Source organism: Pseudophaeobacter sp. EL27, from assembly GCF_900313025.1.
Taxonomy (GTDB): Bacteria; Pseudomonadota; Alphaproteobacteria; order Rhodobacterales; family Rhodobacteraceae; genus Pseudophaeobacter.
Genome location: NZ_OMPQ01000011.1, coordinates 39,774 through 62,790 on the forward strand (window position 1 = coordinate 39,774; position 23,017 = coordinate 62,790).

The 23,017-nt window shown below is 61.1% G+C and carries 19 protein-coding genes; 5 read left to right on the forward strand and 14 right to left on the reverse strand.

The window, feature by feature from the left end; translation table 11 throughout:
• Window position 1: 1 nt before the first annotated feature.
• From ED661_RS12570 to ED661_RS12600, 7 genes are all read right to left on the reverse strand, one after another.
• Entirely contained in the window at window positions 2–1,297 is a 1,296-nt protein-coding gene (locus ED661_RS12570; protein ID WP_122074276.1) for an adenylate/guanylate cyclase domain-containing protein, read from the reverse strand.
• A complete protein-coding gene (locus ED661_RS12575; RefSeq protein ID WP_122074277.1) occupies window positions 1,294–2,508 on the reverse strand; it encodes a DNA recombination protein RmuC in 1,215 nt (404 codons plus the stop codon). The genes ED661_RS12570 and ED661_RS12575 overlap by 4 nt, the downstream gene beginning before the upstream one ends.
• The gene (mutL, locus tag ED661_RS12580; RefSeq protein WP_122074642.1) at window positions 2,508–4,433 is read right to left on the reverse strand and encodes a DNA mismatch repair endonuclease MutL; all 1,926 of its coding nucleotides are present in this window, start codon (window positions 4,431–4,433) and stop codon (window positions 2,508–2,510) included. Before mutL ends, ED661_RS12575 begins: the two co-directional genes overlap by 1 nt.
• Before the next feature lie 149 nt (window positions 4,434–4,582).
• Window positions 4,583–5,512 (reverse strand): metal ABC transporter permease, encoded by a 930-nt coding sequence (locus tag ED661_RS12585; protein ID WP_122074278.1) that lies wholly within the window; start codon window positions 5,510–5,512, stop codon window positions 4,583–4,585.
• Complete coding sequence (locus ED661_RS12590) at window positions 5,509–6,714, reverse strand: metal ABC transporter permease (protein ID WP_122074279.1); 1,206 nt, start codon at window positions 6,712–6,714, stop codon at window positions 5,509–5,511. The genes ED661_RS12585 and ED661_RS12590 overlap by 4 nt, the downstream gene beginning before the upstream one ends.
• A gap of 11 nt (window positions 6,715–6,725) precedes the next feature.
• Entirely contained in the window at window positions 6,726–7,544 is an 819-nt protein-coding gene (locus tag ED661_RS12595) for a metal ABC transporter ATP-binding protein (RefSeq protein ID WP_122074280.1), read from the reverse strand.
• 2 nt (window positions 7,545–7,546) lie between these two features.
• On the reverse strand, window positions 7,547–8,485 hold the full coding sequence (locus ED661_RS12600) for a metal ABC transporter solute-binding protein, Zn/Mn family (RefSeq protein WP_371412447.1): 939 nt from the start codon (window positions 8,483–8,485) through the stop codon (window positions 7,547–7,549).
• Window positions 8,486–8,721: 236 nt separating this feature from the next.
• Here ED661_RS12600 and deoC point away from each other — a divergent pair, with 236 nt between their 5' ends.
• From deoC to ED661_RS12615, 3 genes are read left to right on the forward strand one after another with little or no spacing between them, the layout of a single operon-like run.
• Complete coding sequence (deoC, locus tag ED661_RS12605) at window positions 8,722–9,711, forward strand: deoxyribose-phosphate aldolase (RefSeq protein WP_122074282.1); 990 nt, start codon at window positions 8,722–8,724, stop codon at window positions 9,709–9,711.
• Window positions 9,712–9,724: 13 nt separating this feature from the next.
• The gene (locus ED661_RS12610) at window positions 9,725–12,067 is read left to right on the forward strand and encodes an aldehyde dehydrogenase family protein (RefSeq protein WP_122074283.1); all 2,343 of its coding nucleotides are present in this window, start codon (window positions 9,725–9,727) and stop codon (window positions 12,065–12,067) included.
• Window positions 12,068–12,091: 24 nt separating this feature from the next.
• Complete coding sequence (locus tag ED661_RS12615) at window positions 12,092–12,922, forward strand: SDR family oxidoreductase (protein WP_122074643.1); 831 nt, start codon at window positions 12,092–12,094, stop codon at window positions 12,920–12,922.
• Between the two features lie 75 nt (window positions 12,923–12,997).
• Here ED661_RS12615 and ED661_RS12620 read toward each other — a convergent pair whose 3' ends face one another.
• The 7 genes from ED661_RS12620 to ED661_RS12650 form a co-directional block, all read right to left on the reverse strand.
• A complete protein-coding gene (locus ED661_RS12620; protein ID WP_122074284.1) occupies window positions 12,998–14,323 on the reverse strand; it encodes a pitrilysin family protein in 1,326 nt (441 codons plus the stop codon).
• Entirely contained in the window at window positions 14,320–15,684 is a 1,365-nt protein-coding gene (locus tag ED661_RS12625; protein ID WP_122074285.1) for a pitrilysin family protein, read from the reverse strand. Before ED661_RS12625 ends, ED661_RS12620 begins: the two co-directional genes overlap by 4 nt.
• A 288-nt stretch (window positions 15,685–15,972) precedes the next feature.
• Window positions 15,973–16,494 carry a DUF3035 domain-containing protein gene (locus tag ED661_RS12630; RefSeq protein WP_122074286.1) on the reverse strand — a complete coding sequence of 174 codons (522 nt, stop codon included), beginning with the start codon at window positions 16,492–16,494 and terminating at the stop codon, window positions 15,973–15,975.
• Window positions 16,495–16,549: 55 nt separating this feature from the next.
• On the reverse strand, window positions 16,550–17,035 hold the full coding sequence (gene lspA, locus ED661_RS12635; protein WP_122074287.1) for a signal peptidase II: 486 nt from the start codon (window positions 17,033–17,035) through the stop codon (window positions 16,550–16,552).
• 19 nt (window positions 17,036–17,054) lie between these two features.
• A complete protein-coding gene (purH, locus tag ED661_RS12640) occupies window positions 17,055–18,644 on the reverse strand; it encodes a bifunctional phosphoribosylaminoimidazolecarboxamide formyltransferase/IMP cyclohydrolase (RefSeq protein WP_122074288.1) in 1,590 nt (529 codons plus the stop codon).
• Between the two features lie 33 nt (window positions 18,645–18,677).
• Complete coding sequence (locus ED661_RS12645; protein WP_122074289.1) at window positions 18,678–20,432, reverse strand: heparinase II/III family protein; 1,755 nt, start codon at window positions 20,430–20,432, stop codon at window positions 18,678–18,680.
• Window positions 20,433–20,538: 106 nt separating this feature from the next.
• Window positions 20,539–21,801 carry an RsmB/NOP family class I SAM-dependent RNA methyltransferase gene (locus tag ED661_RS12650; protein ID WP_122074290.1) on the reverse strand — a complete coding sequence of 421 codons (1,263 nt, stop codon included), beginning with the start codon at window positions 21,799–21,801 and terminating at the stop codon, window positions 20,539–20,541.
• A 103-nt stretch (window positions 21,802–21,904) separates the two neighbouring features.
• Here ED661_RS12650 and ED661_RS12655 point away from each other — a divergent pair, with 103 nt between their 5' ends.
• Complete coding sequence (locus ED661_RS12655; RefSeq protein ID WP_122074291.1) at window positions 21,905–22,117, forward strand: DUF1674 domain-containing protein; 213 nt, start codon at window positions 21,905–21,907, stop codon at window positions 22,115–22,117.
• A 46-nt stretch (window positions 22,118–22,163) separates the two neighbouring features.
• On the forward strand, window positions 22,164–23,015 hold the full coding sequence (locus tag ED661_RS12660) for a hypothetical protein (RefSeq protein ID WP_162930128.1): 852 nt from the start codon (window positions 22,164–22,166) through the stop codon (window positions 23,013–23,015).
• Window positions 23,016–23,017: the final 2 nt, after the last annotated feature.

Sequence of the window (23,017 nt, forward strand, 5' to 3'; positions counted from 1 at the left end):
GCTAGGCCTCTGCGGCTGCGACCTGCCCCCGCCCGAAGATCTCGACTCCGCTGCTGCGCCCGCGCAGATGCTCCGCCGGCAGAGCCGTCCAACCCGTGCGCGCGGGCGCGTTTCCTGCAGCCTTCAGCACCGCCGCCGAGGCAATAACATCATGCCTTGCCGCCTTGGTCAGCTCTTCCAGGCGCGCTGCCGTATTCACCGTATCGCCAAAGACCGAATACTCCAAACGCTGGGCATCGCCGACCACTCCGGAAAAGACCTCCCCCAGATGCAGCCCGATCCCGACGCGAACCGGATTGCGCCCCGCCGCCTGTCGTTCGCCGCTCCAATCTTTCAGTTCTGCCAACAGATCATCAACACAGCCCAAACCCCGGCACGCTGCACTCTCGCCCTCAAACAGGATCATCGCAGCGTCACCAATGAATTTGTCGATCATGCCGTCATTTGCGCTGACCGCCCGTTGGACCCGACGGCGGAACTCGCTGATATAGGCCCCCACCTCTTCCGGTGCCCGGCCCTCGGACCAATTGGTAAAGCCACGGATATCGACAAACATCACCAGCATTTCCTGCTGTCGCCCCTGGCGCAGCTCGCTCAACTCACCCGCCGCCAGGCGGTCCGCCATCTGGGCTGGCAGATACCGGGTGAGATTGGCCCGCGCCCGCGCATCTTCGATCGAGCTGTGCAGCAGTTTCCGCGTTCGATAGGCCGCCACCACCAGCACCAACCCACCCATGGCGATCATAACCACCCGCACCATATTGGGCGGCTGCATGACCATGATTTCGGCTCTTGCTGCGATAAAGGGCGTCACCTCTTCCGGCTGCCAAAAGGTCAGACAGGCCAGACCGCCAACAACAAGCGCAACGCAATAGGCCTGCAAATAGGGGTTAAAGCGCAGCACCGCAAACCCCAGGATCACCGGCACCAGCCAGGTGGGTGGCAGCAAAAAGGTCAACTCTCCCGGAAGGCCGGTATTGCTGAGACCGGCCCAGGTGTTCACCAACATGAAGACGCAGTCCAGGGTGACCGCAGGCCAGACCATCCAACGGCGGAACCGCCCCGAGGTGGCGAGCCAGTAAGACAGGCCTCCCAACAGAAAGTAAAAGACCAGTGTCATAAAGGCGAGCAGCCATTGGACCCGCAGATAGGGCTGATCTGCGCCCTCCCCCTGCACCAGGAACAAAAAGGCCCCAAGCAGACAGAGGGCAACACCGATCCGCAGCACCGCTACGATCCGCTCCACCTTCACCTCTGCCTGATGCAACAATCGGGTGTCGAGCGACATGGCTGTCATGGGTTCTTTTGCTCCAGAGACACAATATTGCCGGTGGTCTCGCCAGCGATCTCTTCAAAATCGAAATTGTCCAAACGTCGGGCCCGTTTTCCTGCCTTCTCGGCGCTGACCTGGATCTCTGCTATATCCTTGGCAGCCTGGCCAAAATGGCGATCCAGATTACTTACCCGCTCACCTAAGCGTTCCATATCGCGATACAAGAGCCCCAGCTCTGATCGTATCGCCCCAGCCTGCTCCCGCATCCGCGCATCCTTGAGAATGGCGCGCATGGTATTGAGCGTCGCCATGCAGGTGGTGGGCGAGACAATCCAGACCTTGGCGGCAAAGCCTTCCCGCACCACCGCCGAAAAATTTGCATGTAGCTCGGCATAGACCGCCTCCGAGGGCAGAAACATCAGCGCCCCTTCAGCCGTCTCGCCCTCGATAATGTATTTTTCCGAGATTGCGGTGATATGGGCCCGCAGCGCCGCCTTCATCTGCCTTATGGCATAGGCTTTCTCATCGCGGCTCTCAGCCCGGTGCAGCGCCTCATAGGGTTCCAGCGGGAATTTGCTGTCGATGACAATTGGCCCCGGTGGATTGGGCAGATGCACCAGACAATCGGCGCGTTTGCCATTGCTGAGGGTGGCCTGCAGGGTAAAGCTGCCCGCCGGCAGGGCTTTGGAGACGATATCAAACAGTTGGATTTCGCCAAAGGCACCCCGGGTCTGTTTGTTGGACAGGATGTCCTGCAGCCCCAGCACATCGCCCGAGAGCTTGGTGATATTATCCTGCGCCTTGTCGATCGCTGCCAGACGTTCCTGCAACTGGGTCAACGATGTCACCGTGCGCTTGCTGCTGCCATGCAGGCTTTCCTGCATGCGCTCCTGCATCTGTGCCATGGACTGGGCCTGACGCAGCGCGTTATCGGCAAGGCGGTCGTTCATATGCTGCTGCACCGCTGTCAGCCGCGCCTCAACCGTCTGCACCATCTGCACCTGCGCCGTGGCCTGGGTGTCAGACACATGCTGCAAACCGCCCTGTAGCTGCTGCACCGATTGCCCCAGTTGACCAATCTGCCCCGACAAAGGCAGCATCGCCCGCGCCACCCGCGCCGAGGCCCGCAGCGACAACAATAGCAGGATCAAGAGCATAGCGGCAAAGCCTGCCGCCAGCAGGATCAGCAACCAGAGCTCTTCCATCGATTGCAGCGCCTCGGACATGCCCTCCATCAGCTACGCCCGAACAGCCGTTCGATATCGGCCAGCTTCAGCTCCACATAGGTCGGGCGGCCATGGTTGCATTGGCCGGAGTGAGGCGTCGCCTCCATCTCGCGCAGTAGTGCATTCATCTCTTCACCGCGCATGCGACGGCCCGAGCGAATCGAGCCATGGCAGGCGACCCGGCTCAGGATCGCCTCAAGGCGCGCCTGCACCAGCTGGCTTTCACCCTGATCGTCCAGCTCATCCAAGATATCTTTCACCATGGCCTCCGCATTTACCTCCCCCAGAATGGCAGGGGTTTCACGCACGGCGACAGCATTTCCGCCGAAAGCTTCCAGCCCGAGGCCAAATTTTCTCAGAGCCTCGGCATGGGTCAGCAATCGGGCACAGTCATTGCTGCCCAGCTCGACAATCTCCGGGATCAGCAGCGCCTGGGCAGCCACACCGTTTTCTGCCATCTGATGCTTCAGCTTTTCATAGACCAGCCGCTCATGGGCAGCGTGCTGGTCAACAATAACCATCCCATCTGCGGTCTGGGCGATGATGTAGTTTTCATGCACCTGCCCGCGTGCCGCCCCCAATGGCAGGGCTTCGGCCCCGGGCGCGGGAGCCTCGGGCGCATGTGACATTGGCCCCGGGGCCTCTGGTTCGGTGACGCGACCACTGTAGGCACTTTGGAACTCTGCAAACCCCGGCGCTGCCGGTGGCGGCGCAGGCTCGGACACCTCTTGCGGCTGTCCCGGGGATTGCGCCGCGTAAGACAGGCTTCGTGCGCCATAGGAGGGACGGTCCATCTGATAGACCCGCGCCGCACCGCTGGCAGTGGGTGCTTCGGGACGCATCGCGCCCAAAGTTGCCCCGGCAACCGTGGTTGAGGCCCGATGCCCGGCCTCGGCCAGGGCGTGCCGCAGCGCCGAGACGATCAGCCCCCGCGCCAGACCGGGATCGCGAAAGCGCACTTCGGATTTGGCCGGATGCACGTTCACATCCACCAGGGTTGGGTCGCAGTCAATAAACAGGGCCGCCGCCGGGTGGCGATCCCGGCTGAGGAAATCAAAATAGGCCCCGCGCAGCGCCCCCGTCAGCATCTTGTCCTTCACGGGCCGCGAGTTCACAAACAGGAATTGCGCCACTGCAGCCCCGCGCGAATAGGTCGGCAGCGCCGCATAGCCAAACAGCCGGATACCATCGCGCGTGGCGTCGATCTTGAGCGCGTTTTCGGCAAATTCGCGCCCCAGCACCGAGGCCAACCGCCCGTGCAGCGCATCAAACAGATCGCCAGTCAGGGGATCAGCGCGGAAGGTCACACGCCCTTCGCCGCCGCCCGAGACATCGCGTAGGGTAAAGCCCACCGAGGGTTCCGCCATGGCCAGCCGTTTGACCACATCGCCAATCGCCTGAGATTCCGCACGATCCGTGCGCATGAATTTCAGCCGTGCCGGGGTGGCATAAAACAAATCGCTCAGCTCAACTATCGTGCCCGCGCGCAGGGCTGCCGGTCGCACCGGCTCCATCTTGCCCCCCGCCACCCGGATCATGGCCGCGTCATGACCTGCAGCCCGGCTGGTAATGGTCAGCCGTCCAACCGCCCCCAGACTGGGCAGCGCCTCGCCACGAAAGCCAAAGGTATGAATATTGAGCAGATCCGTCCCGTCGATCTTGGAGGTGGCATGGCGCGACAGCGCCAGCGGCAGATCCCGCGAGGTCATGCCACAACCATCATCGGTCACCCGGATCAGGGTCTTGCCGCCATCGGCAATCTCGATGGTGATGCGCTGTGCGCCCGCATCAATGGCGTTTTCCACCAGTTCCTTGACGGCCGAAGCCGGGCGTTCCACCACCTCGCCAGCGGCGATACGGTTGATTGCACTGTCATCAAGCTGACGAATGGTCGGGCGATCAGAATCGCTGATATGGGGGTCTTGGCTGCTCATACCGCTAAATTTAGCAGCTTCCCCCGATTCTACCACCGGGTCCGGCGTAAAAATCGAACAAGAGGGGAACAAAAATGAGGGCCGCGCTTTGGCATGACCATCCATCCTTTGCTCTGAATCCTTTGCCCTGAGATCGGCTCAAACCTACCTCAGGCCGCAGCTGGCGCCCCGGAACGGCCCCGGCAGGGGCCAAATCGAGCAGTGATCGCCAAGATCACGCCAGAAACCGTGGCGATCATACCCGCCGCGCTGACCGCATCCGCGCCACCAAGCCAGAGGGGGCCAAAACCGGCGAGAACATAGCCGAGTACCGCTGAAAGCACTGCGTAAAGCACACTCCAGGCGATCTGCGCCTCCAGACGGTTGGTCATCATCCGCGCCGCCGCAGGCGGGCAGATGAACATGGCAATGACAATGATCGATCCAACCGCATCAAAGGCCGCCACTGCCGCAACGGCGGCGGTGATCACCAGCCCCAGTCCCAGCAGATTGGTGCGGATACCCATGGTGCGGGCAAAGCCCTCGTCGAAGGTCGAGATCTTCAGCGCCCGCCAGAACACCGCAGTGAACAGGCACACGCCCAGCAGGGTCAGCGCCATCCGTGGCAACTCGGAGGGCAGGTATCGCAGCGCCTGCGGGTCCAGCAGCGAGGCCCAACCGGTGGCATCCAGCCAGATCAGGCTTTCCAGGTTGCCATAAAGCGCGTGTTCCACATCCAGATGCACGGTTGAGGTATCGGTCTGCTCCAGCAGCAGGACACCGCCGGCAAACATGGTGGTAAAGACCACGCCCATGGCCGCACCCGGCTCAATCCGACCCAGGCGGCGGATCGCCTCGATCATCACCACGGCAACAATCGCCGCTCCGGCAGCGCCCAGCATCATGGGCCAGGCGGCAATCACTCCCGTCAGCAAAAAGGCCACGACAATGCCTGGCAGCACCACATGGCTGATGGCATCGCCAATCAGCGCCTGTCGGCGCAGCAACAGGAAATTCCCCGGTAGGGCGCAGGCTATGGCCGCAAAGATGCCAATCAGCATTGGCGTCAGCGACAGGGGAACAAACTCTTCACCGCTCATGAGGCTACCTCGCGTGGGCCACCAATGCGGCGGTCTATTTCCTGAATCTGATCCCGTGTCAGCACCGTCTCGATATCGCGCAGCCCATCATAGAGCGCCGCTGCGGCCTCCTGTGTGACGTCACTACGCACCACTTCCCAACGCTGCTCATCGCGCAAAGCCTTGGCCGCGCGGGCCTTGCCTTTACCAGTTGCCACCCCATCTGCACGCACCAGATCGGCACGGCGCAGCAGGCGCAGGGTCAGGCTTTCATAGATGGCCTGGCCCTGAGCCAATGCCAGTAATCCCTGGCGCAGATGCACCCGGCGCTGAAACCGCAGATGACGCAGAACCGCCGCCAGAACACCCCGATTGGGGGCCAGAAACAGCGATAGGGCAAAGAGGGCAAAACTGACCAGAACAATCAGCGGTCCCGTCGGAAGATTTGGCGCCGAGGCAGACAGAGCCGCCCCCAGATAGGCGGCAACCCCGCCAAACAGTCCGGCCAGCAAAACCACATATTCGGACCGTTCCGTCCAGAACCGCGCGGTAACGGCAGGAATGATCAGCAGCGCCACAATGAGGATCAACCCAACGATCTTCAGTCCGACAACCGTCACGGCCATGACCAGACCCATCATCAGCATGTCGATGCGATCCACCGGCAGGCCACGTGCAGCGGCATATTCCGGGTCAAAGGCCACCAGGGTCATGGGGCGACGGGTCAGCAAGACCAGGAACAGCGTCACCGCGCCGCCCGCTGCGATCACCACCGCGTCGCTATAGAGCATGCCAGCGGTGGAGCCGAGCAGGAAACCCTCGAGCCCAGCCTGACGGCCAACGCCGAGTGTTTGGATAACCGTAAGCAGTACAATGCCAAAGCCAAAGAACACCGACAGAACCGCGCCAATGGCTGCGTCTTCGGCCAGACGGGTGTTGCGGGTCAGCCAGTTCATGCACCAGAGGCCAATCCCGGCAGAGACAGCCGAGCCCGCCAAAAGCCCCGCCAGATTGCGCCCATCACCACCCGCAAAGGCCATCAGCAGGAAGGCAATGCAAACGCCCGGCAGGGTCGCATGGCTGACCGCATCTGACACCAGTGCGCGTTTGCGCAGAAACAGAAAGGTCCCGGTGATGCCGGCAGCGGTGCCCAGAAGGGCGGCGCCAATCGCCACCAGCGTGGCGTTATAGCCAAGCTGCAGGAGCAGAGCGTCCAGTAACATAGATTGCCCCCTCAGGCCCTGGCCAGTTTGTCAATTTGCGAGGTCGCGAGCCGCCCGCCATAGGCCGCCTGCAGGGTCTCTTCGGTAAAGGCCTCTGCCACCGGACCTTCGGCTACGCGGCGGGTATTGATCAGGAAGACCCTGTCAAAATACTCGGTCACGGTGGCCAGATCGTGATGCACCACAACCACCGTCTTGCCCGCCTCGCGCAGGGATTTCAGCACCGAGATGATCGCCTTTTCCGTGGCCGCATCCACCCCGGCAAAGGGTTCGTCCAACAGATAGAGGTCCGCCCCCTGGGCCAGGGCACGGGCCAGAAACACCCGCTGTTGCTGACCACCGGAGAGCTGGCCAATCTGGCGGGCGGCAAAATCGCCCATGCCGACACGCTCCAGGCAGTCCAGCGCCTTGGCGCGATGCCCGCCCTTGATCCAGCCCAGCAGCCCCAGCTCGCGGTAAAGCCCCATCAGCACCACATCGATCACCCGGGTCGGGAAATCCCAATCAACGCTGGCGCGTTGTGGCACATAGGCAATCCGGGCGCGTTGTTCCGCCAAGGAGCGGCCAAAGACTGAGACCCGGCCAGAGACCGGTGCAACGATACCCAGTGCAGCCTTGAGCAGGGTGGATTTCCCGGCTCCGTTGGGGCCAATGATCGCTGTCATCTGCCCCGGCTCAACCGTCATATCCACCGAGAAAACGGCTGGTTTTTCACCATAGCTGACGGTGAGCCCGCGAATGGCAAGCGGACTCTGCGCGATCTTGGCATCCTGAGCCTGAGCACTGATTGTGGCGTCTTCGGGCTGGGTTTTCACGATTTCCACGGACATGGTCACAAACCCGCCGAGAGTTTTCCATCCATGCCACGTGCCGGAATATCCGCCGCGCCCAGGGCTCTGGAGATCGTGGTCATATTGTGATCCAGCATGCCCAGGTATGTGCCCTCATAGGTGCCATCAGCTCCCATTGCATCTGAGAACAGCTCTCCCCCGATAGAGACCTCATGCCCCCGGGCAGCCGCCCCTTCGATCAGGGCCCGTACCGAGCGATCCGAAACCGAGCTTTCGACAAAAACCGCCTTGATGTTGCGCTCAACCAGCAGGTCTACCAGCTCGCCAATGCGGTTCAGGCCAGCCTCTGACTGGGTTGAGATGCCCTGAATACCCAGAACATCGAACCCGTAGTCGCGACCAAAATAGCCAAAGGCATCATGCGCCGAGAGGAGGACACGATTATTTTCCGGAACCCGTGCCAGAACGTTACCGCCATAAGCGATCAACCGATCCAGATCTGCCAAATGCGCCGCTGCGTTAGCGGCGAACAGTTCTGCGGCCTCGGGACGGGCTGCGGTCAGGGCCTCTTGAACCTCGGTCACAACCAGTTTCCAAAGGGCAGGAGTCATCCAGACATGCGGGTCGAACTTATCCGCATAGTCGTCATGGCCGCGCAGCACATCCTTGGGCAGGCCTTCGGCCACGGCAACAACTGTGCGCTTGCGCTCCAGATCATGAAAGAACTCTTCCATCTGCGCCTCTAGGTACAACCCGTGCCACAGAACCAGATCTGCGCGGGTCATGGCCACGATATCAGAACGCGTCTGGCGGTAAGCATGCGGATCCACCCCAGGCCCCATCAGGGCTTTGACCTCAACTTGGTCTCCCCCGACCTGACGGGCCGCATCGGCGATCATCCCTGTGGTCGCCACCAACTTCAGCGGCGCCTCTGCCTGGGCGCCTGCTGCCATAAAGGGCAGGGCAAGGGACATCATCATTCCCATAATGGTGCGTCGCGTGAGTTTCATTGATCGAAGGCTCCTGAAATATCGAACTTGAAGGGAATATGAGAACGATTCTCAACTTAGTCAATGAAAATGAGAATTATTCTCAACAAAACTTTTGTGACATTTGTCCAAAAGGTCAAATTTTGCCACCTCCGCCGCCCGGCTTACTTGCCAAGATGCCGCACCCGTGCGACTTTCGCGCAGAACTCTGTTGAGGATCCCCCGGAATGGAAAGCCAAACCTTGGAACATACACAGCCGCTGGCGCTGGCACAGGAGCCCCGCAACCCCGGTATGGCGCTTGACCTCGACTGGGTCACTGGCGTGCAGGCCAATACCTCTGCGATCGAGCGCCGCTGTGCCACGCTGTCTGCAAGGCGCAGCGTCAAAAAGGACTATCAGGCCGCCTGGCTCTTGAAGGCCGTGACCTGCATCGACCTGACCACCCTGTCCGGCGATGACACCGAAGAGCGCGTGCGCCGCCTCTGTGCCAAGGCGCGCCAGCCGGTGCGGAGCGACATCATGCAGGCGCTCGACATGGCCCCAATCACCACCGGCGCCGTCTGCGTCTACCACGAGATGATCCCCGCAGCGGTCAAGGCACTGGAGGGCACCGGCATTCCGGTTGCTGCGGTCTCCACCGGGTTCCCCGCCGGACTGTCGCCTTTTCATCTGCGGGTGGCCGAGATCAAGGAAAGCGTCAAGGCCGGCGCCAAGGAGATCGACATCGTGATCTCGCGCCGCCATGTGCTCGCGGGCAACTGGCAGGCGCTCTATGATGAAATGAAAGCCTTTCGCGCCGCCTGTGGTGAGGCCCATGTCAAGGCCATCCTTGCCACCGGAGAGCTGGGAAGCCTGCGCAATGTGGCGCGGGCCTCATTGATCTGCATGATGGCCGGGGCGGATTTCATCAAGACCTCCACCGGCAAGGAAAGTGTCAATGCCACGCTACCTGTCAGCCTGGTGATGATCCGCGCCATCCGCGACTACTATGATCGCACCGGTTTCCGCGTCGGCTACAAACCTGCCGGTGGCATTTCCAAGGCCAAGGATTCGCTGGTCTATCTGTCGCTGATCAAGGAAGAACTGGGGGATCGCTGGCTACAGCCGGATCTGTTCCGCTTTGGCGCCTCATCGCTGCTCAACGACATCGAACGCCAGCTCGAACATCACACCACCGGCGCCTATTCCGCCAGCTACCGCCACGCCTCGGCCTGAAGGAGCATCAGACATGACCATCAAAGAGAAGTTCGACTCAATGGACTATGGCCCTGCCCCCGAAAATGCCGCTGAAGCACTGGCCTGGCTGGTCGATCAAGGCGACCGTTTTGGCCATTTCATCGATGGGGAATTCACCAGCCCTCAAGATGGCTTTGACAGCCGCAACCCCGCCAGTGGCGAGGTGCTTGCCACTCTGAGCCAGGCCAGCCAAGTGGATGTGGATGCGGCCGTTACCGCAGCCCGTAAGGCGCAGCCCAAATGGGAGAAACTCGGCGGCCCGGGTCGTGCACGGTTCCTCTATGCCATCGCCCGGCTGTTGCAGAAACACTCTCGCCTCTTTGCGGTGCTGGAAACCATGGACAACGGCAAGCCGATCCGGGAAAGCCGCGATATTGATATCCCGCTGGCGCAGCGGCATTTCTATTATCACGCGGGCATGGCCCAGCTGATGGAAAGCGAGTTGCCCGACGCAGAGGCGCTAGGTGTTTGCGGCCAGATCATCCCCTGGAACTTCCCGCTCTTGATGCTGGCCTGGAAGGTCGCGCCCGCCATTGCAATGGGCAATACCGTGGTGCTGAAACCGGCGGAATACACCTCGCTCACCGCGCTGCTTTTTGCCGATATCTGCCGACAGGCCGGCCTGCCCAAGGGCGTGGTCAATATCGTCACCGGTGACGGTGCCGTGGGCGAGATGATCGTTGCCGCTGATGTAGACAAGATCGCCTTTACCGGCTCCACCTCGGTGGGGCGTCGCATTCGCGAAGCCACCGCAGGCACGGGCAAGGCGCTGACGCTCGAACTAGGCGGCAAGTCGCCCTATATCGTCTTTGACGACGCCGATCTGGATTCTGCGGTTGAGGGCCTGGTCGATGCGATCTGGTTCAATCAGGGACAGGTCTGCTGCGCAGGCTCGCGCCTGTTGGTACAGGAAGGCATCGCGGAGCGTTTTTACACCAAGCTCAAAGCCCGCATGGACAAGCTGCGCATTGGCAGCCCGCTGGATAAATCCATCGACATCGGTGCCGTTGTGGACCCGGTACAATTGGAAACCATCACTTCGCTGGTCGCGGGCAATCAGGCGGGCGAGACCTATCAGCCCGACCTGCTGCTGCCCTCCGAGGGCTGTTTTTACCCACCCACGCTGATCCAGGGGCTGTCGCCTGCCGACCCCTTGATGCAGGAAGAGATCTTTGGCCCGGTTCTGGTCTCCTGCACCTTCCGCACCCCGGCCGAGGCGGTGGAACTGGCCAACAACAGCCGCTATGGGCTTGCCGCCACGGTCTGGAGCGAGAACGTCAACCTGACGCTGGATATCGCCCCCAAACTGGTGGCCGGCGTGGTCTGGATCAATGGCACCAATATGTTTGACGCCGCTGCGGGTTTTGGCGGCGTGCGCGAAAGCGGTTTTGGCCGCGAAGGCGGTTGGGAAGGACTCAGCGCCTATACCCGTCTCAAGGGCAAAGCAAAGGCGCTGGCGCCAGTCACAGCCTTTGCCGGCAAACACGATAGCCACGCCGCAGACCCGGTGGACCGCACTGCCAAGATGTATATCGGCGGCAAACAGGCACGACCCGATAGTGGCTATTCAAAGCCGGTCTACAATGCCCACGGTGCGCTTTTGGGCCATGTCGGCATGGGCAGTCGCAAAGACGTGCGCAACGCGGTTGAGGCCGCAGCAGGGGCCAAGGCCTGGTCCAAGACCACCGGCCACCTGCGGGCTCAGATCCTGTATTACATCGGCGAAAACCTATCGGCCCGCGCCGAAGAGTTTGCCCATCGCATCGATGCCATGACCGGCAAAAAGGGCGGCGCCAAGGAGGTGGATCTGTCGATCCAGCGCCTGTTCACCGCTGCGGCCTGGGCCGACAAATACGACGGTCAGGCCCATGGGGTTCCGATGCGTGCTGTCGCCCTGGCGATGAAAGAACCCGTCGGGGTGATTGGCGCGCTCTGCGCCGATGAGGCCCCGCTTCTGGGGCTGGTCTCGGTGATGGCCCCGGCGCTGGCCATGGGCAACCGGGTGGTTCTGGCGGCCTCCTCCCCCTTCCCGCTGGCGGCAACGGATTTCTATCAGGTGCTGGAAACCTCTGATGTGCCCGCAGGTGTGGTCAACATTCTGACCGGTGAGGCCGGTGATCTGGCCCAGCCCCTGGCCGCCCATATGAACGTGGATGCGGTTTGGAGTTTCTCCTCTTCTGATCTTGCCAAGACCATCGAGAAGGCCTCGGCGCTCAACCTCAAGCGGACCTGGGTGGCTAACGCCACGTCGCTTGACTGGGCTGTCGATCACAGCCGCAAGTTCTTGCTAGAGTCCACTGAGGTGAAAAATATTTGGGTGCCCTACGGCGAATAACCCAACAGCGGAAAAGGAAAAATGATGGCCACCGGATTTGATTTCAACAACAAAACGGTGGCCGTCATTGGCGGCACCAGCGGTATCAACCGTGGTATTGCCGAACGCTTTGCCGCCGCAGGGGCGCGGGTAGCCGTCGCCTCACGCTCGCAGGACAAGGTGGACGACACCGTGGCAGCGCTGCAGGATCTGGGCGCGGCGGAAACCCTGGGACTAACCTTTGACGTGCGCGACCCAGAGGCGGTCTCTGCCGGCTTCACCCAGATCCACGAGGTATTTGGCGACCTGGATGTTCTGATCTCCGGGGCGGCGGGCAATTTCCCGGCATTGGCCGCGGATATGTCGGTCAATGCCTTTAAGACCGTGATTGACATCGATCTGATGGGCACCATTCATGTGATGAAATCCGCCTATCCCTACCTCAGCCGCCCCGGCGCCAGCATCATCAGCATCTCGGCCCCGCAGTCCTATCTGCCCTATGAAGGGCAGGCACATGTCTGTGCGGCCAAGGCCGGCGTTGATCAGATCACCCGCACCCTGGCGATGGAATGGGGGCTGGAAGGCATCCGTATCAATTCCGTTGTGCCCGGCTTTATCGACGGCACCGAAGGCGCCAAACGTCTGGCCCCCAGCCCCGAAGTGCTAAAGGGGCTGACCCGCAGCATTCCATTGGGGCGGTTGGGCGATTGCGACGACGTGGCCAACGCCTGCCTGTTTCTCGCCTCGGATATGGCCAGCTATATCAGCGGCACGGTGCTGGCGGTGGATGGCGCGCTTTACCAGCGCGGCTCTGGCAGCACCGGCGAGATGATGGGGCATATGCTGCGGGCAGCCTCGGCCAAAAAGAAAGCCTGAGCCTAGGCATTTCAAAAGAACAGGGCCGGGGATACCCCCGACCCTGAAGCTTTTCTTCTATCCTTTTGCTAGCTCTCACTGGCTGGCGACTAGCCCTTCCGGCCGTCCGACCACCATGAAATGCAGCTCGTCGGGCAGGAGAATTTCACTGGCCACCTGATTGATCTCTTCCAGGGTCACCGCGTTGACCTTGTCATTACGGGTCTGGACATAATCAATCGGCAGATCATCCATCTGCATGCCCACCAGGATCGAGGCAATGCGGCCATTGCCATCAAACCGCAGCGGATAGGCACCCGTCAGAAAGGTCTTGGCATCCATTAGCTCTTTTTCCGTGACACCATCGCTGGCGAGACGTTGCCATTCACCTTGGATCACCGCAACCGCCTCAGCCATTTTGGTATTCGCAGAGCCTAACTGCCCCATGTAGATCGCCGCCAGATCCTGCGGCACCAGGTACGAGTAAACCCCGTAGGTAAGGCCCCGCTTTTCGCGCACTTCCTTCATCAGGCGACTGTCAAAAGAGCCGCTCCCCAGGATCTGGTTCATGATAAAGGCGGGAAAGAACCGCGGATCATCCCGCATGATGCCCCTGTGACCAAACAGTGCCACCGATTGCGGCGTGTCATAATCAACGATGCTGACGCCGCCGGAGATCGTCACCTCTGCTGGGCCGGGAAGCGGCGCGCCCTCAGGCGCCAGATCCCCCAGCAGATCATCCAACAGAACCCCCAGTTCAGCCGGGGTGATATCGCCAACCGCGCTGACATAGAGCCTATCACGGGCAAATACCGCTTCATGGGCGGCAAAGATGTCCTGGCGCGCCAGTTCGGAAACGCTCTCGATGGTACCCTTGCCGGAGCTGCCATAGGGATGATCGCCATAAGTCATTGCGGCAAAGGCCTGGGCCGCAATCTTGTTGGGGTCTTTGAGATCCGAGCGCAGACCGGTCAGGACCTGGGCCCGCACCCGGTCAAGCGCATCCTGATCAAAGCGCGGCTCCTGCAGGGTCTGGCGCAGCAGCGCCAGCGCCGCGTCGCGGTTTTCACTGAGGAAACGTGCCGAGACCGAAAGGCTGTCGCGATCTGCGTCATAGCCAAAGCTGGCGGCCAGGTTTTCAACTGCGCGGGCATAGTCCTGCGCCTGCATCTCGCCAGAGCCCTCTTCGAGCAGCCCCGCCATCAGATAGGTTGCACCACGTTTGCCCGGCGCATCCAGCGAGGTGCCGCCGCGAAAGCGCAGCTCAAGCGCGGCAAAGGGGATCGAGTGATCCTCGACCAGCCAGGCCGTGATGCCGCCCGGGGAGGTCACCTCATTGATCTTGATATCGGCCTGCGCGGGTAGGGCCAGCATGGAAACCCAGGCAAAAACCGCCGCTGTCAGAGTTGCAAGACGCATCATTCGCCCTCCTCCTGTCGCATCATCCATCCGGTCACCGAGGCCTCCGGACGCAGCATGGTCTGTGCTGCCGCAATGATTTCATCCGAGGTGACAGACTGCAGGATCTGCGGCCAGTCCTGTACGTCCTGCACCGTCAGGCCAGAGGTCAGCGCCCGGCCATAGCGGTTGGCGATCCCGTCCACATTGTCGCGCGCATAGATTTCCGAAGAGCGCAGCTGAAGTTTGATCCGCTCCAGCTGTTCGGGATCAACCCCCTCTTCCAAAAAGTCGGCCACGGTTGCATCCAGCGCTGCTTCGGCCTCTCCCAGGCTCACCCCCTGGGCAGGAACGATCAGGAAATCAAAGCTGGTCAGGTCCAGAGACACACCAGAGTAGAACGCCCCGGTATAAACCGCGACCTGCTGATCAAATTGCAGCGCATTGGACAGGTAGGAGGTGGAGCCGCCGCCTAAGAGTTCCGACAACAGATAAAGCGCTGCCGCCTCTTCCTGCGCGCCCGCATTGCGTTCTGTTGCCAGATAGGAGCGCTGCACATAGGGCTGGGCCACGCGGGGATCGCGGAAGATCAGGCGTCGTTCGGCGTTTTGCGGGGGCTCTTTGCTGCGGGCCCGCACTGCTGGCAGATCGGGGTTGGCTGGAATCACACCGTAATAGGTCTCGGCGAGGGATTTGACCTCATCAGGATCAACGTCGCCTGAAACCACCAGAATGGCATTATTGGGCGCATAGAATGTGCCGTAAAAGGACAGGGCATCCGCCATATCCAGCTCTTCCATCTCGTGCCGCCAGCCGATGATTGGCTGCCCATAGCGATGGTTAAGATATTGCGCCGCATTCAGCTGCTCGCCAAACAGGGCGCGTGGGTTGTTATCGGTGCGCTGATTGCGCTCTTCCAGAATGACTTCACGCTCAGTAATGATCTCTTCTTCGGAGAGGCGGATATTGACCATGCGGTCGCTCTCCATCCGCATCATCAGCTCTAGCCGGTCTGAGGCAACTCGCTGGTAATAGGCTGTGTAATCATAGCTGGTAAAGGCGTTGTCGCGCCCCCCATTGGCCGCCACGGTGGCAGAGAGCTCACCGGGGGCTAGGGTGTCGGTGCCTTTGAACAACAGATGTTCCAGAAAATGCGCCACCCCGGATTGCCCGATCGGTTCATCCGCAGAGCCGGCCCGGTACCAGACCATATGCTGTACCACTGGCACCCTGTGATCCTCGACGACAACAACCTGCATGCCATTGTCCAAGGCAAAACTGGTCACCAGATCATCTGGTCCCGACGCCCCATCCTGGGTCTTGGCCAGAGCGCCTGTCAGGCTGATGCTCAGCACCGTGGCGGCCAAAGCGATCCTTGCGAACATTTGGCATTCTCCTCATTCTTGAAGTCGCTGCTCTGAGGGCAGAGCATTTATTTGGTTCCGTTCTGCCCTGTATTCAACCTACGCCCCTGACATCTGGGCGCAAGCGACACTATCGCAAACGTGAAAGCCGGTAGATTTGCCTTCTCGCGCCCAGGACAATAGCAAATCCGGGTTAAACAATGGATGAAGCACTGAACAGGCAAACGGTGCAAACCCGCGCATAAGCCAAGAGATCAAAACTCAACAGGGCCGCCAAAGCAGCCCCGTCAATCCAGTCTCGCAATAGAGTTACTCTCCGCTTGCAGGCGGTGCCGAAGGGGTCGCAACCCCGGCCCGGCGGAAGGCTTCATTGACTGCAAAAGGATCAAGCGTCTGCTTGGAATAGATCTGCTCGTAGCGATCAACAGGCGCGATCTTGATCCGCCCACCGCGCCGTCTGCGTTTCAGGAAGGCCGCATCTTCGCTGGCCAGAACCTGGCGCACATCGGGCGACACACCATAGCGGCTGGAGGCGGTGACCAAGCCGGCATCACTGGCTGGAACCGATCCGGCGGGCAGCAACGCATCAGGTTTGCCCCCCAAGGCGACAACGGCCTCGGCCTGGGGATTAACGTCGCTGCGGTTCGCCCCACCCGGCGTGGGGGTCGGTAGGGTGGCGTAATTGTCAGGAGCGCTCAAAGGTTTGGGCGGCAAGACAAGGAACTCATCCGGTCCGGTGCCAGTGCTGCGGATATCACGCAACTCTTTTGGGCCGCAGCCAGATACGGCCACAGCACAGATCAGACCGATAATCGCCAGAGGAATTCGCATTTCCCCAATACTCCCGTCAATTTCAACGCGGTTTTAGCCTATTTCCCAAAGGAGGTCACGCAGGCTTTTTGATGCGCCCCTCAAACAGGATCAAACCCGCCGCTCCGGCAAAGATAAACACATCCGCCAGATTAAAAACATAAGGGTTGTTCAGCCCGCAACAGGACATGTTGAGAAAGTCGAGCACATAGCCATAAAGCAGCCGATCCGCGACATTGCCAAGGGCACCCCCAATGACCAGCCCGGCCGAGACCTGCATCAGTGCCCCCTTGTCACTGCCGCGTCCAATCCACAGGAACAGCACCAGGCAGATCGCCAGCGACAGGCCAATCAGGATCCAGCGGGCACTGTCTGCCCCGTCACCAAAGAGGCCAAAATTGATACCGGTGTTTTCGCCATAGCGAAAGTTCAGCAGTGGCGGCAGCACATCAATGCTGAGACGCCGTGACAGGCCCATCCAGTGGATGACCAGGTATTTGCTGGCCTGATCCAGTAGAAAGGCCCAAAAGGCGCCCCAGAATATCAAACGTGCTGCTGCCATGTTTTTCTCGTATCTCGTCTTAGTGGCGGAAGTGGCGCATGCCGGTAAAGACCATGGCGATGCCCTGCTCGTTGGCCGCCGCGATCACCTCTTCATCGCGCATAGAGCCACCGGGCTGGATCACACAGGTTGCCCCTGCCGCGGCGGCCTCAAGCAGACCATCGGCAAAGGGGAAGAAGGCATCAGAAGCCACGGCTGAGCCCTTGGCGAGGCTTTGATCCAGACCCAGCTCATCCGCCATGCGCTGCGCCTTGGAAGCCGCCACATTGGCACTGTCCAAGCGGCTCATCTGGCCGGCGCCGACACCCACAGTGGCATTGGCTTTGACATAGACGATGGCGTTGGATTTGACGTGCTTGGCAACCTTCCAGGCAAAGAGCAGGTCCTGCATCTGCTCATCCGTGGGGGCCTTCTCAGTCACCACCTTCAGATCATCCATGCCGACATAGCCCACGTCCTTGTCCTGCACCAACACGCCGCCGCCCACTTGTTTGTAGGCGGTTTGCGCCGCGCGGGTATCAGGCAGGCCATCGGTCAGCAGCAGGCGCAGGTTCTTCTTGGCAGCAAAGATCGCCTTGGCCTCATCCGAGGCACCGGGGGCGATTACCACCTCGGTGAAGATCTCGACGATCTTGGTCGCGGTTTCCGCGTCCAGCGGCTGGTTCAGCGCCACGATACCACCAAAGGCCGAGGTGCGGTCGCAGTCAAAAGCCTTTTGGTAAGCCTCAGTCAGAGTTGCGCCTTTGGCTACACCGCAAGGATTGGCGTGTTTGATGATCGCCACGGCTGCGGTTTCCGCCGGGTCGAATTCGGCAACCAGCTCATAGGCGGCGTCGGTGTCATTGATGTTATTGTAGGACAGTTCCTTGCCCTGCAGCTGCACTGCAGTGGCCACGCCGGGACGGTTGGTTCCATCGGTGTAAAAGGCCGCCTTCTGGTGGCTGTTCTCACCATAGCGCAGGGTCTGCTTCAACTCGCCGGCAAAGGCGCGGCGACGTGGGGTTTGCTCGTCGATGGCGCCCGCCATCCAGGTGGACACGGCCGCATCATAGGCTGCAGTGCGGGCATAGGCGATCTGCGACAGGCGCTGACGGAAGGCATAGGAGGTCTGACCGTCGTTGGCGTCCAGTTCCGCCAGCAGAGCATCATAGTCCTCGACATCCGTCACCACGTTCACGAACAGGTGGTTCTTGGAGGCCGCACGGATCATTGCCGGACCACCGATGTCGATGTTCTCGATCATCTCGTCATAACCGGCCCCACGCGCCAGAGCGGCCTCGAACGGGTAGAGGTTCACCACAAGCAGGTCGATGGCACCAATGCCGTGTTCATTCATCGCAGCAACATGGGTGTCATTGTCGCGCAGCGCCAGCAACCCGCCATGCACCATCGGGTGCAGGGTCTTGACGCGCCCATCCATCATCTCGGGAAAGCCGGTCACCTCGGCGACGTCTTTCACAGTCAGGCCCGCATCGCGCAGCGCCTTGGCAGAGCCGCCGGTCGACAGCAGTTCAACACCACGCGCAGCCAGCGCCTTGCCCAGATCGATCAGGCCGGATTTATCGGATACGGAAAGCAGCGCGCGGCGTACGGGGTGAAGGTCGGTCATGGCAGGGCGGTCCTTTGTAGGCTCTCAAGAGGCTCATTCAAAAATCTCGGGATCATCCCGATTCAGGTCGCGCACGGCAATGGCAGTCTCCTGCGCCTTGCTGAGCGTCCACCGGACGCGTGTCGCATACTCTATTGCGCGCCCAGATAAAACGATCTGCTTTGCCGCACGGGGCTTTAATCGCGTTTTTTCCAGATAAACACTGGGTTCCAGGGTCAATTCGCAGCTGCCATCGTGGCGAAACACCCAAATCTCGCCGCTCTTCAGCGCCATGGAGACCGCAGAGCCGCCCAGATCCAGCGCAGAATCCACCTCCGGGTGCAGGTGCAGCCGCAGTTCAAACCCGACTCCCTTGGCGCCAGAGCGATCCAGCACCTTGGAAAAGGTCTTCTTGGCCGGGTCTTCAATGGCAACCAACAGGTCTTCGCCAGACAAGCCGCGCCCATCATCCGACAGCTGCAATGTGCGCGCATGGGTCAGGCCAAAATCCCGCAGATAGCCATCGTGTCCGCCCTGAAAGCGGTGCCCGTCTGCAAGCTCATCCAGCGCGACCTGCACCTCCTTGGGGCCATCCACCAGCATTTCCTGACCAGTGGTGCGATCCGCAGCGGCCAGCCGAGCACTGGAATGCCCCGCCAGACAAAGCGTTGAATGAGACGGCGTGGCCCGCCCAGCACGGCGCCATTCCAGACCAAAGGTCTCCCCCGAGCCACAGTTGACAATCAGGGGTCGCCGCCCGGAGGTCAGCTCAAAGGCCAGCGTCGAGGCATGGCCATTGCTCGATGCGGCACCGGCAGGCGGTACTGCCGCATCAATCACCAGCGAGGTCCGCCGCGCGGCCAGTCGGGCATAGCCCATGGCCAGGCCATCACGATGATCACCCGCCACATGGCTGGCCGCAAGGGCGTGATCCAGCCAGCCCTCCAGGCCGCGCCCGCCGCCATGAAACCGGGCCAAGCCGCCATCCGTATGACGCAGGGTGCGCAGCGCCGGGGCGATCCGCTCGATCGCCGCAGTCTGGGCCGCAGGCACCGTGCGACCGGCCTCATGCAGGGCAGCCGCCGCCCAGGTCAAAAGGGTGAAAACCTCCAGCAGCTCTTCGGGGTTACGGGTGGGCACGCCCCCCTCAGCATCAATCTGGGCTTCGCATTCCAACGCCAGAGCCTTGATTGCCGGATCCGCCAGCTCTTCGCGCCCCTGTAAGGTCAGCCCCGCATAGATCAACCCGGTCAGCGCCTCAAACCGGGGCAATCCCGGCGAGGCCCCTTGCCAGCGCTGCGACAAAAACCAGGTTTGCTGCGACAGGGATTGATAAAAGACCTCAGTCTCGGCGCGATCTTTGCCACTGAGCAAGAACAAAGCGTGGTTGATCCAGCGAATGACCCGCCGCCCGGTCAGATCGGGCGACCAGGCCAAGGCAGAGCCCAATCCTGCCCCGGCTCCATGGGTTTCAATCCAGCCCCAGACCCATTTCTGCGCCTTCACCCGTGCTTTGATGTCGCCCACGGCGGCCAGATCGTCCAGCCAGCCAAAGCCCTGACGCTCCGCATCAAAGGCCGCATCCGGTGCATTTACGTCCCACAGACCGGTGGTTTCTGATTCGACCAGGAAGCCTGCAAACAGCAGGTTCCCCGCCACCAGCTGGCGGCCACGGGCAAAGCTGCCGATGGTGCGCGGCTCGGGCTGCGACACAAACCCGGTCGCCGCTGGCTGCTTGCGGGCGCGCCAGGCGTATAGCCTATTCATCATGCGAGTCCCGCGACCCGCTACTCTGTCGTATCTGGACATGCTCTCTGCCTCACGCCTTTGGGCCTGTGGATGGCCGACGTTTTGGCAAAAGGATAACCGCCTTGGCGCGACAAGTCACCGAAGAATGCTCGCCCGAGGCGCGGCGCTAGGCAGATTTGCGCAAAAGCGCCATGTAAAACCCGTCCATGCCGCCCTGCTGGGGCCAATAATCCGGCCGCAGGCGCAGCCCGCCCTCTTCGGTGATCCAGTCAGGATCAATCCCCAAAGGCATCAGCACATCGCGATCCACGGACATATCCGGGAACATTTCCAACGCCTCTTCAATCTGGCACTCGCCCTCGTCGGGCAACAGCGAACAGGTGCAAAACACCATGCGCCCGCCGGGTTTGACCAGGCTCCAGGCATGCACCAGCATCTGCGCCTGCAGCTCGATCAGCGCCCCAAAGGCACTACCATCCTTGGCATGAGGCAGGTCTGGATGACGGCGAATGGTGCCGGTTGCGGAACAGGGCGCATCCAGCAGAACCGCATCAAATTGTCCCGCCTGCTCCAATGCATCGCCCACCACCAGATCAGCCACCAGCCCGGTCCGGGTCAGGTTCTCCCGCAACCGCTCCATCCGGGTGGCCGAGGTATCCACGGCCGTGACACTGGCCCCAGCGGCGGCCATCTGCATGGTCTTGCCACCAGGCGCCGCACAAAGATCCAGCACCCGCTCGCCGCTTTTGGCCTGCAGCATCTGTGCAGGCAGGGCAGCGGCAGCATCCTGCACCCACCAGTCACCCGCCTCATAGCCAGCCAGGGCAGAGACCTGCCCGGCCTCGGTCAGGCGATGCGATCCCGTCGCCAGCTTACTTCCCCCCAAGGCCGTCAGATCCGCGCCGGGCTTGCCGGTGAGGTCCAGTGGCGCGCCTGCTAAATGTGCAGCCTCGATCCCCAGCATGGCCTCGGCACCCCAGGCATCCGCCAGGGGCTTGCGCAGCCATTTGGGCAGGCGCGGCACCCGCAGTTTTGCCCATTCCGCCGGTCCCTGATCTGCCACTTTGCGCAGGACCGCATTGACCAAGCCTTTGAGCTTGCCGTGGCGGCGGTGGGTGGAGATGATCGCCACCATATCGTTGACCACACCATGCGCCGCAGCCCCATGACACAGCTCAACCGTGCCCAGGCGCAGGGCATTCTGCACCGTCAGCGGTGTGGATTTTTTCAGATGTTTTTGCAGCACCCGATCAGCCCGCTCCAGACTGCGCAGGGTCTGCAATGTCAGCCGCTGGGTCCGCGCGCGATCTTCAGGGGTCAAACGTTCCAACACACCTGCCGCATAGCATTCCGCCAGCAGACGCCCCTCACCCAGAACCTGATCCAAAAGATAGATCACCGTTCGGCGGGCCTGAGTTCCATCGGACATTGCTGCTCTCCTTGGCATAGACGCGCACAGCGCGGGCACCTGTGGTGGCTTGTTCCCACCAGAAAGGCGCGTATATCATGGCCTCAGCATAAAGGAACCCGCCATGAGCGACGAAACCCCAGGCCCCAAAACGGCTGAACCCGCCATCTCCCCCGACATGCCAGCCGCTGCCCAGCGTGCCCTGGCCGAAGCCGCTGAACGGCGCAAGGCAGCTGATGCCAAGGCAAAACCGCCGGTAGAACTGGGCGGGCGCGACGGATTGGACCCGGCCCGCTATGGCGACTGGGAGAAAAAAGGCATCGCAATCGATTTTTGACCATCCAGCCCCATCACCCTCTCGAAACTCCGAGGGTATTGCGAGGGTGGAACACTCGACTGGCAACTCCATTTTCAGGAAATCCCTTTCGAAAACCGGCAATATTATTGGTGTGATCTGCGTGGCCTTTATAGTTGTCGCGGGATACTTTCTCTTCACGCTAAAAAGTCCACGCGAATTAGCGCTGGAGACCCTTTCGGAGGCCCAATGGGCAACAGAAGGTGACGATTTAAGCATTCAACTGGACGACTGCCGGTTAGATATCTCCATCACTCAGGCTGGGGGAAACAACCTGCGCAGATCCCGTTTGCTTACGGATCTCTCGGAATTCAGCCATAAGACTGTCAACATACGGCCACTCGAGGATGGGCGCGCGATCCTGTCGTTGATGCCAAAACCCATTTCAAATCAACTGCTTTCATCGGCTCAAAGACTCTTGTCCAAAGTCCCACCCAGCATGCACGGCCTCAAGGGCCACACCCTGACCATGTACCGCAATGACGGCACGGTCACTCAGAACGCCCCTCTCCCACGGGAGCAGGCAGGGCAATGGTCCAAAGCCGATCTACGCCGCCTTCTGGAACAGCCTAACGGCAAACTCACCTTTCAACTCAGAGCTCTCCTCCCCGACCCAGAACCAGGGCAGCCTGCGGCACAAATTCAACCTCACGCGGATGCCCCTGCCCTTTTTGACTTCATACTGGCCGTAGAAGCCGATCCAACACTTGCCGGCTATTCCTTCAACCTGATCCACAACGGAGAAACAGCAGCGCGCGACACCCTGGTCCTTGGCGGCTTAGAGTTCCCGGCGCAGGTTCGACTTACAGTCGCTTCGCAAGACCAAGCCCGCGAAACCGCAAAGGCCCTGCTAAGATATAGTCAAGCCAACTGCCGGTAAAC

What these genes read in the sequence shown, in the direction of transcription:
- ED661_RS12570 (WP_122074276.1), bottom strand. Translation starts at nt 1,297, where the DNA reads ATGACAGCCATGTCGCTCGACACCCGATTGTTGCATCAGGCAGAGGTG.
- lspA (WP_122074287.1), bottom strand. Translation starts at nt 17,035, where the DNA reads ATGGCAGCAGCACGTTTGATATTCTGGGGCGCCTTTTGGGCCTTTCTA.
- ED661_RS12615 (WP_122074643.1), top strand. Translation starts at nt 12,092, where the DNA reads ATGGCCACCGGATTTGATTTCAACAACAAAACGGTGGCCGTCATTGGC.
- purH (WP_122074288.1), bottom strand. Translation starts at nt 18,644, where the DNA reads ATGACCGACCTTCACCCCGTACGCCGCGCGCTGCTTTCCGTATCCGAT.
- deoC (WP_122074282.1), top strand. Translation starts at nt 8,722, where the DNA reads ATGGAAAGCCAAACCTTGGAACATACACAGCCGCTGGCGCTGGCACAG.
- mutL (WP_122074642.1), bottom strand. Translation starts at nt 4,433, where the DNA reads ATGAGCAGCCAAGACCCCCATATCAGCGATTCTGATCGCCCGACCATT.
- ED661_RS12650 (WP_122074290.1), bottom strand. Translation starts at nt 21,801, where the DNA reads ATGTCCGATGGAACTCAGGCCCGCCGAACGGTGATCTATCTTTTGGAT.
- ED661_RS12590 (WP_122074279.1), bottom strand. Translation starts at nt 6,714, where the DNA reads ATGTTACTGGACGCTCTGCTCCTGCAGCTTGGCTATAACGCCACGCTG.
- ED661_RS12630 (WP_122074286.1), bottom strand. Translation starts at nt 16,494, where the DNA reads ATGCGAATTCCTCTGGCGATTATCGGTCTGATCTGTGCTGTGGCCGTA.
- ED661_RS12585 (WP_122074278.1), bottom strand. Translation starts at nt 5,512, where the DNA reads ATGAGCGGTGAAGAGTTTGTTCCCCTGTCGCTGACGCCAATGCTGATT.
- ED661_RS12625 (WP_122074285.1), bottom strand. Translation starts at nt 15,684, where the DNA reads ATGTTCGCAAGGATCGCTTTGGCCGCCACGGTGCTGAGCATCAGCCTG.
- ED661_RS12645 (WP_122074289.1), bottom strand. Translation starts at nt 20,432, where the DNA reads ATGTCCAGATACGACAGAGTAGCGGGTCGCGGGACTCGCATGATGAAT.
- ED661_RS12655 (WP_122074291.1), top strand. Translation starts at nt 21,905, where the DNA reads ATGAGCGACGAAACCCCAGGCCCCAAAACGGCTGAACCCGCCATCTCC.
- ED661_RS12620 (WP_122074284.1), bottom strand. Translation starts at nt 14,323, where the DNA reads ATGATGCGTCTTGCAACTCTGACAGCGGCGGTTTTTGCCTGGGTTTCC.
- ED661_RS12610 (WP_122074283.1), top strand. Translation starts at nt 9,725, where the DNA reads ATGACCATCAAAGAGAAGTTCGACTCAATGGACTATGGCCCTGCCCCC.
- ED661_RS12600 (WP_371412447.1), bottom strand. Translation starts at nt 8,485, where the DNA reads ATGATGATGTCCCTTGCCCTGCCCTTTATGGCAGCAGGCGCCCAGGCA.
- ED661_RS12595 (WP_122074280.1), bottom strand. Translation starts at nt 7,544, where the DNA reads ATGTCCGTGGAAATCGTGAAAACCCAGCCCGAAGACGCCACAATCAGT.
- ED661_RS12575 (WP_122074277.1), bottom strand. Translation starts at nt 2,508, where the DNA reads ATGGAGGGCATGTCCGAGGCGCTGCAATCGATGGAAGAGCTCTGGTTG.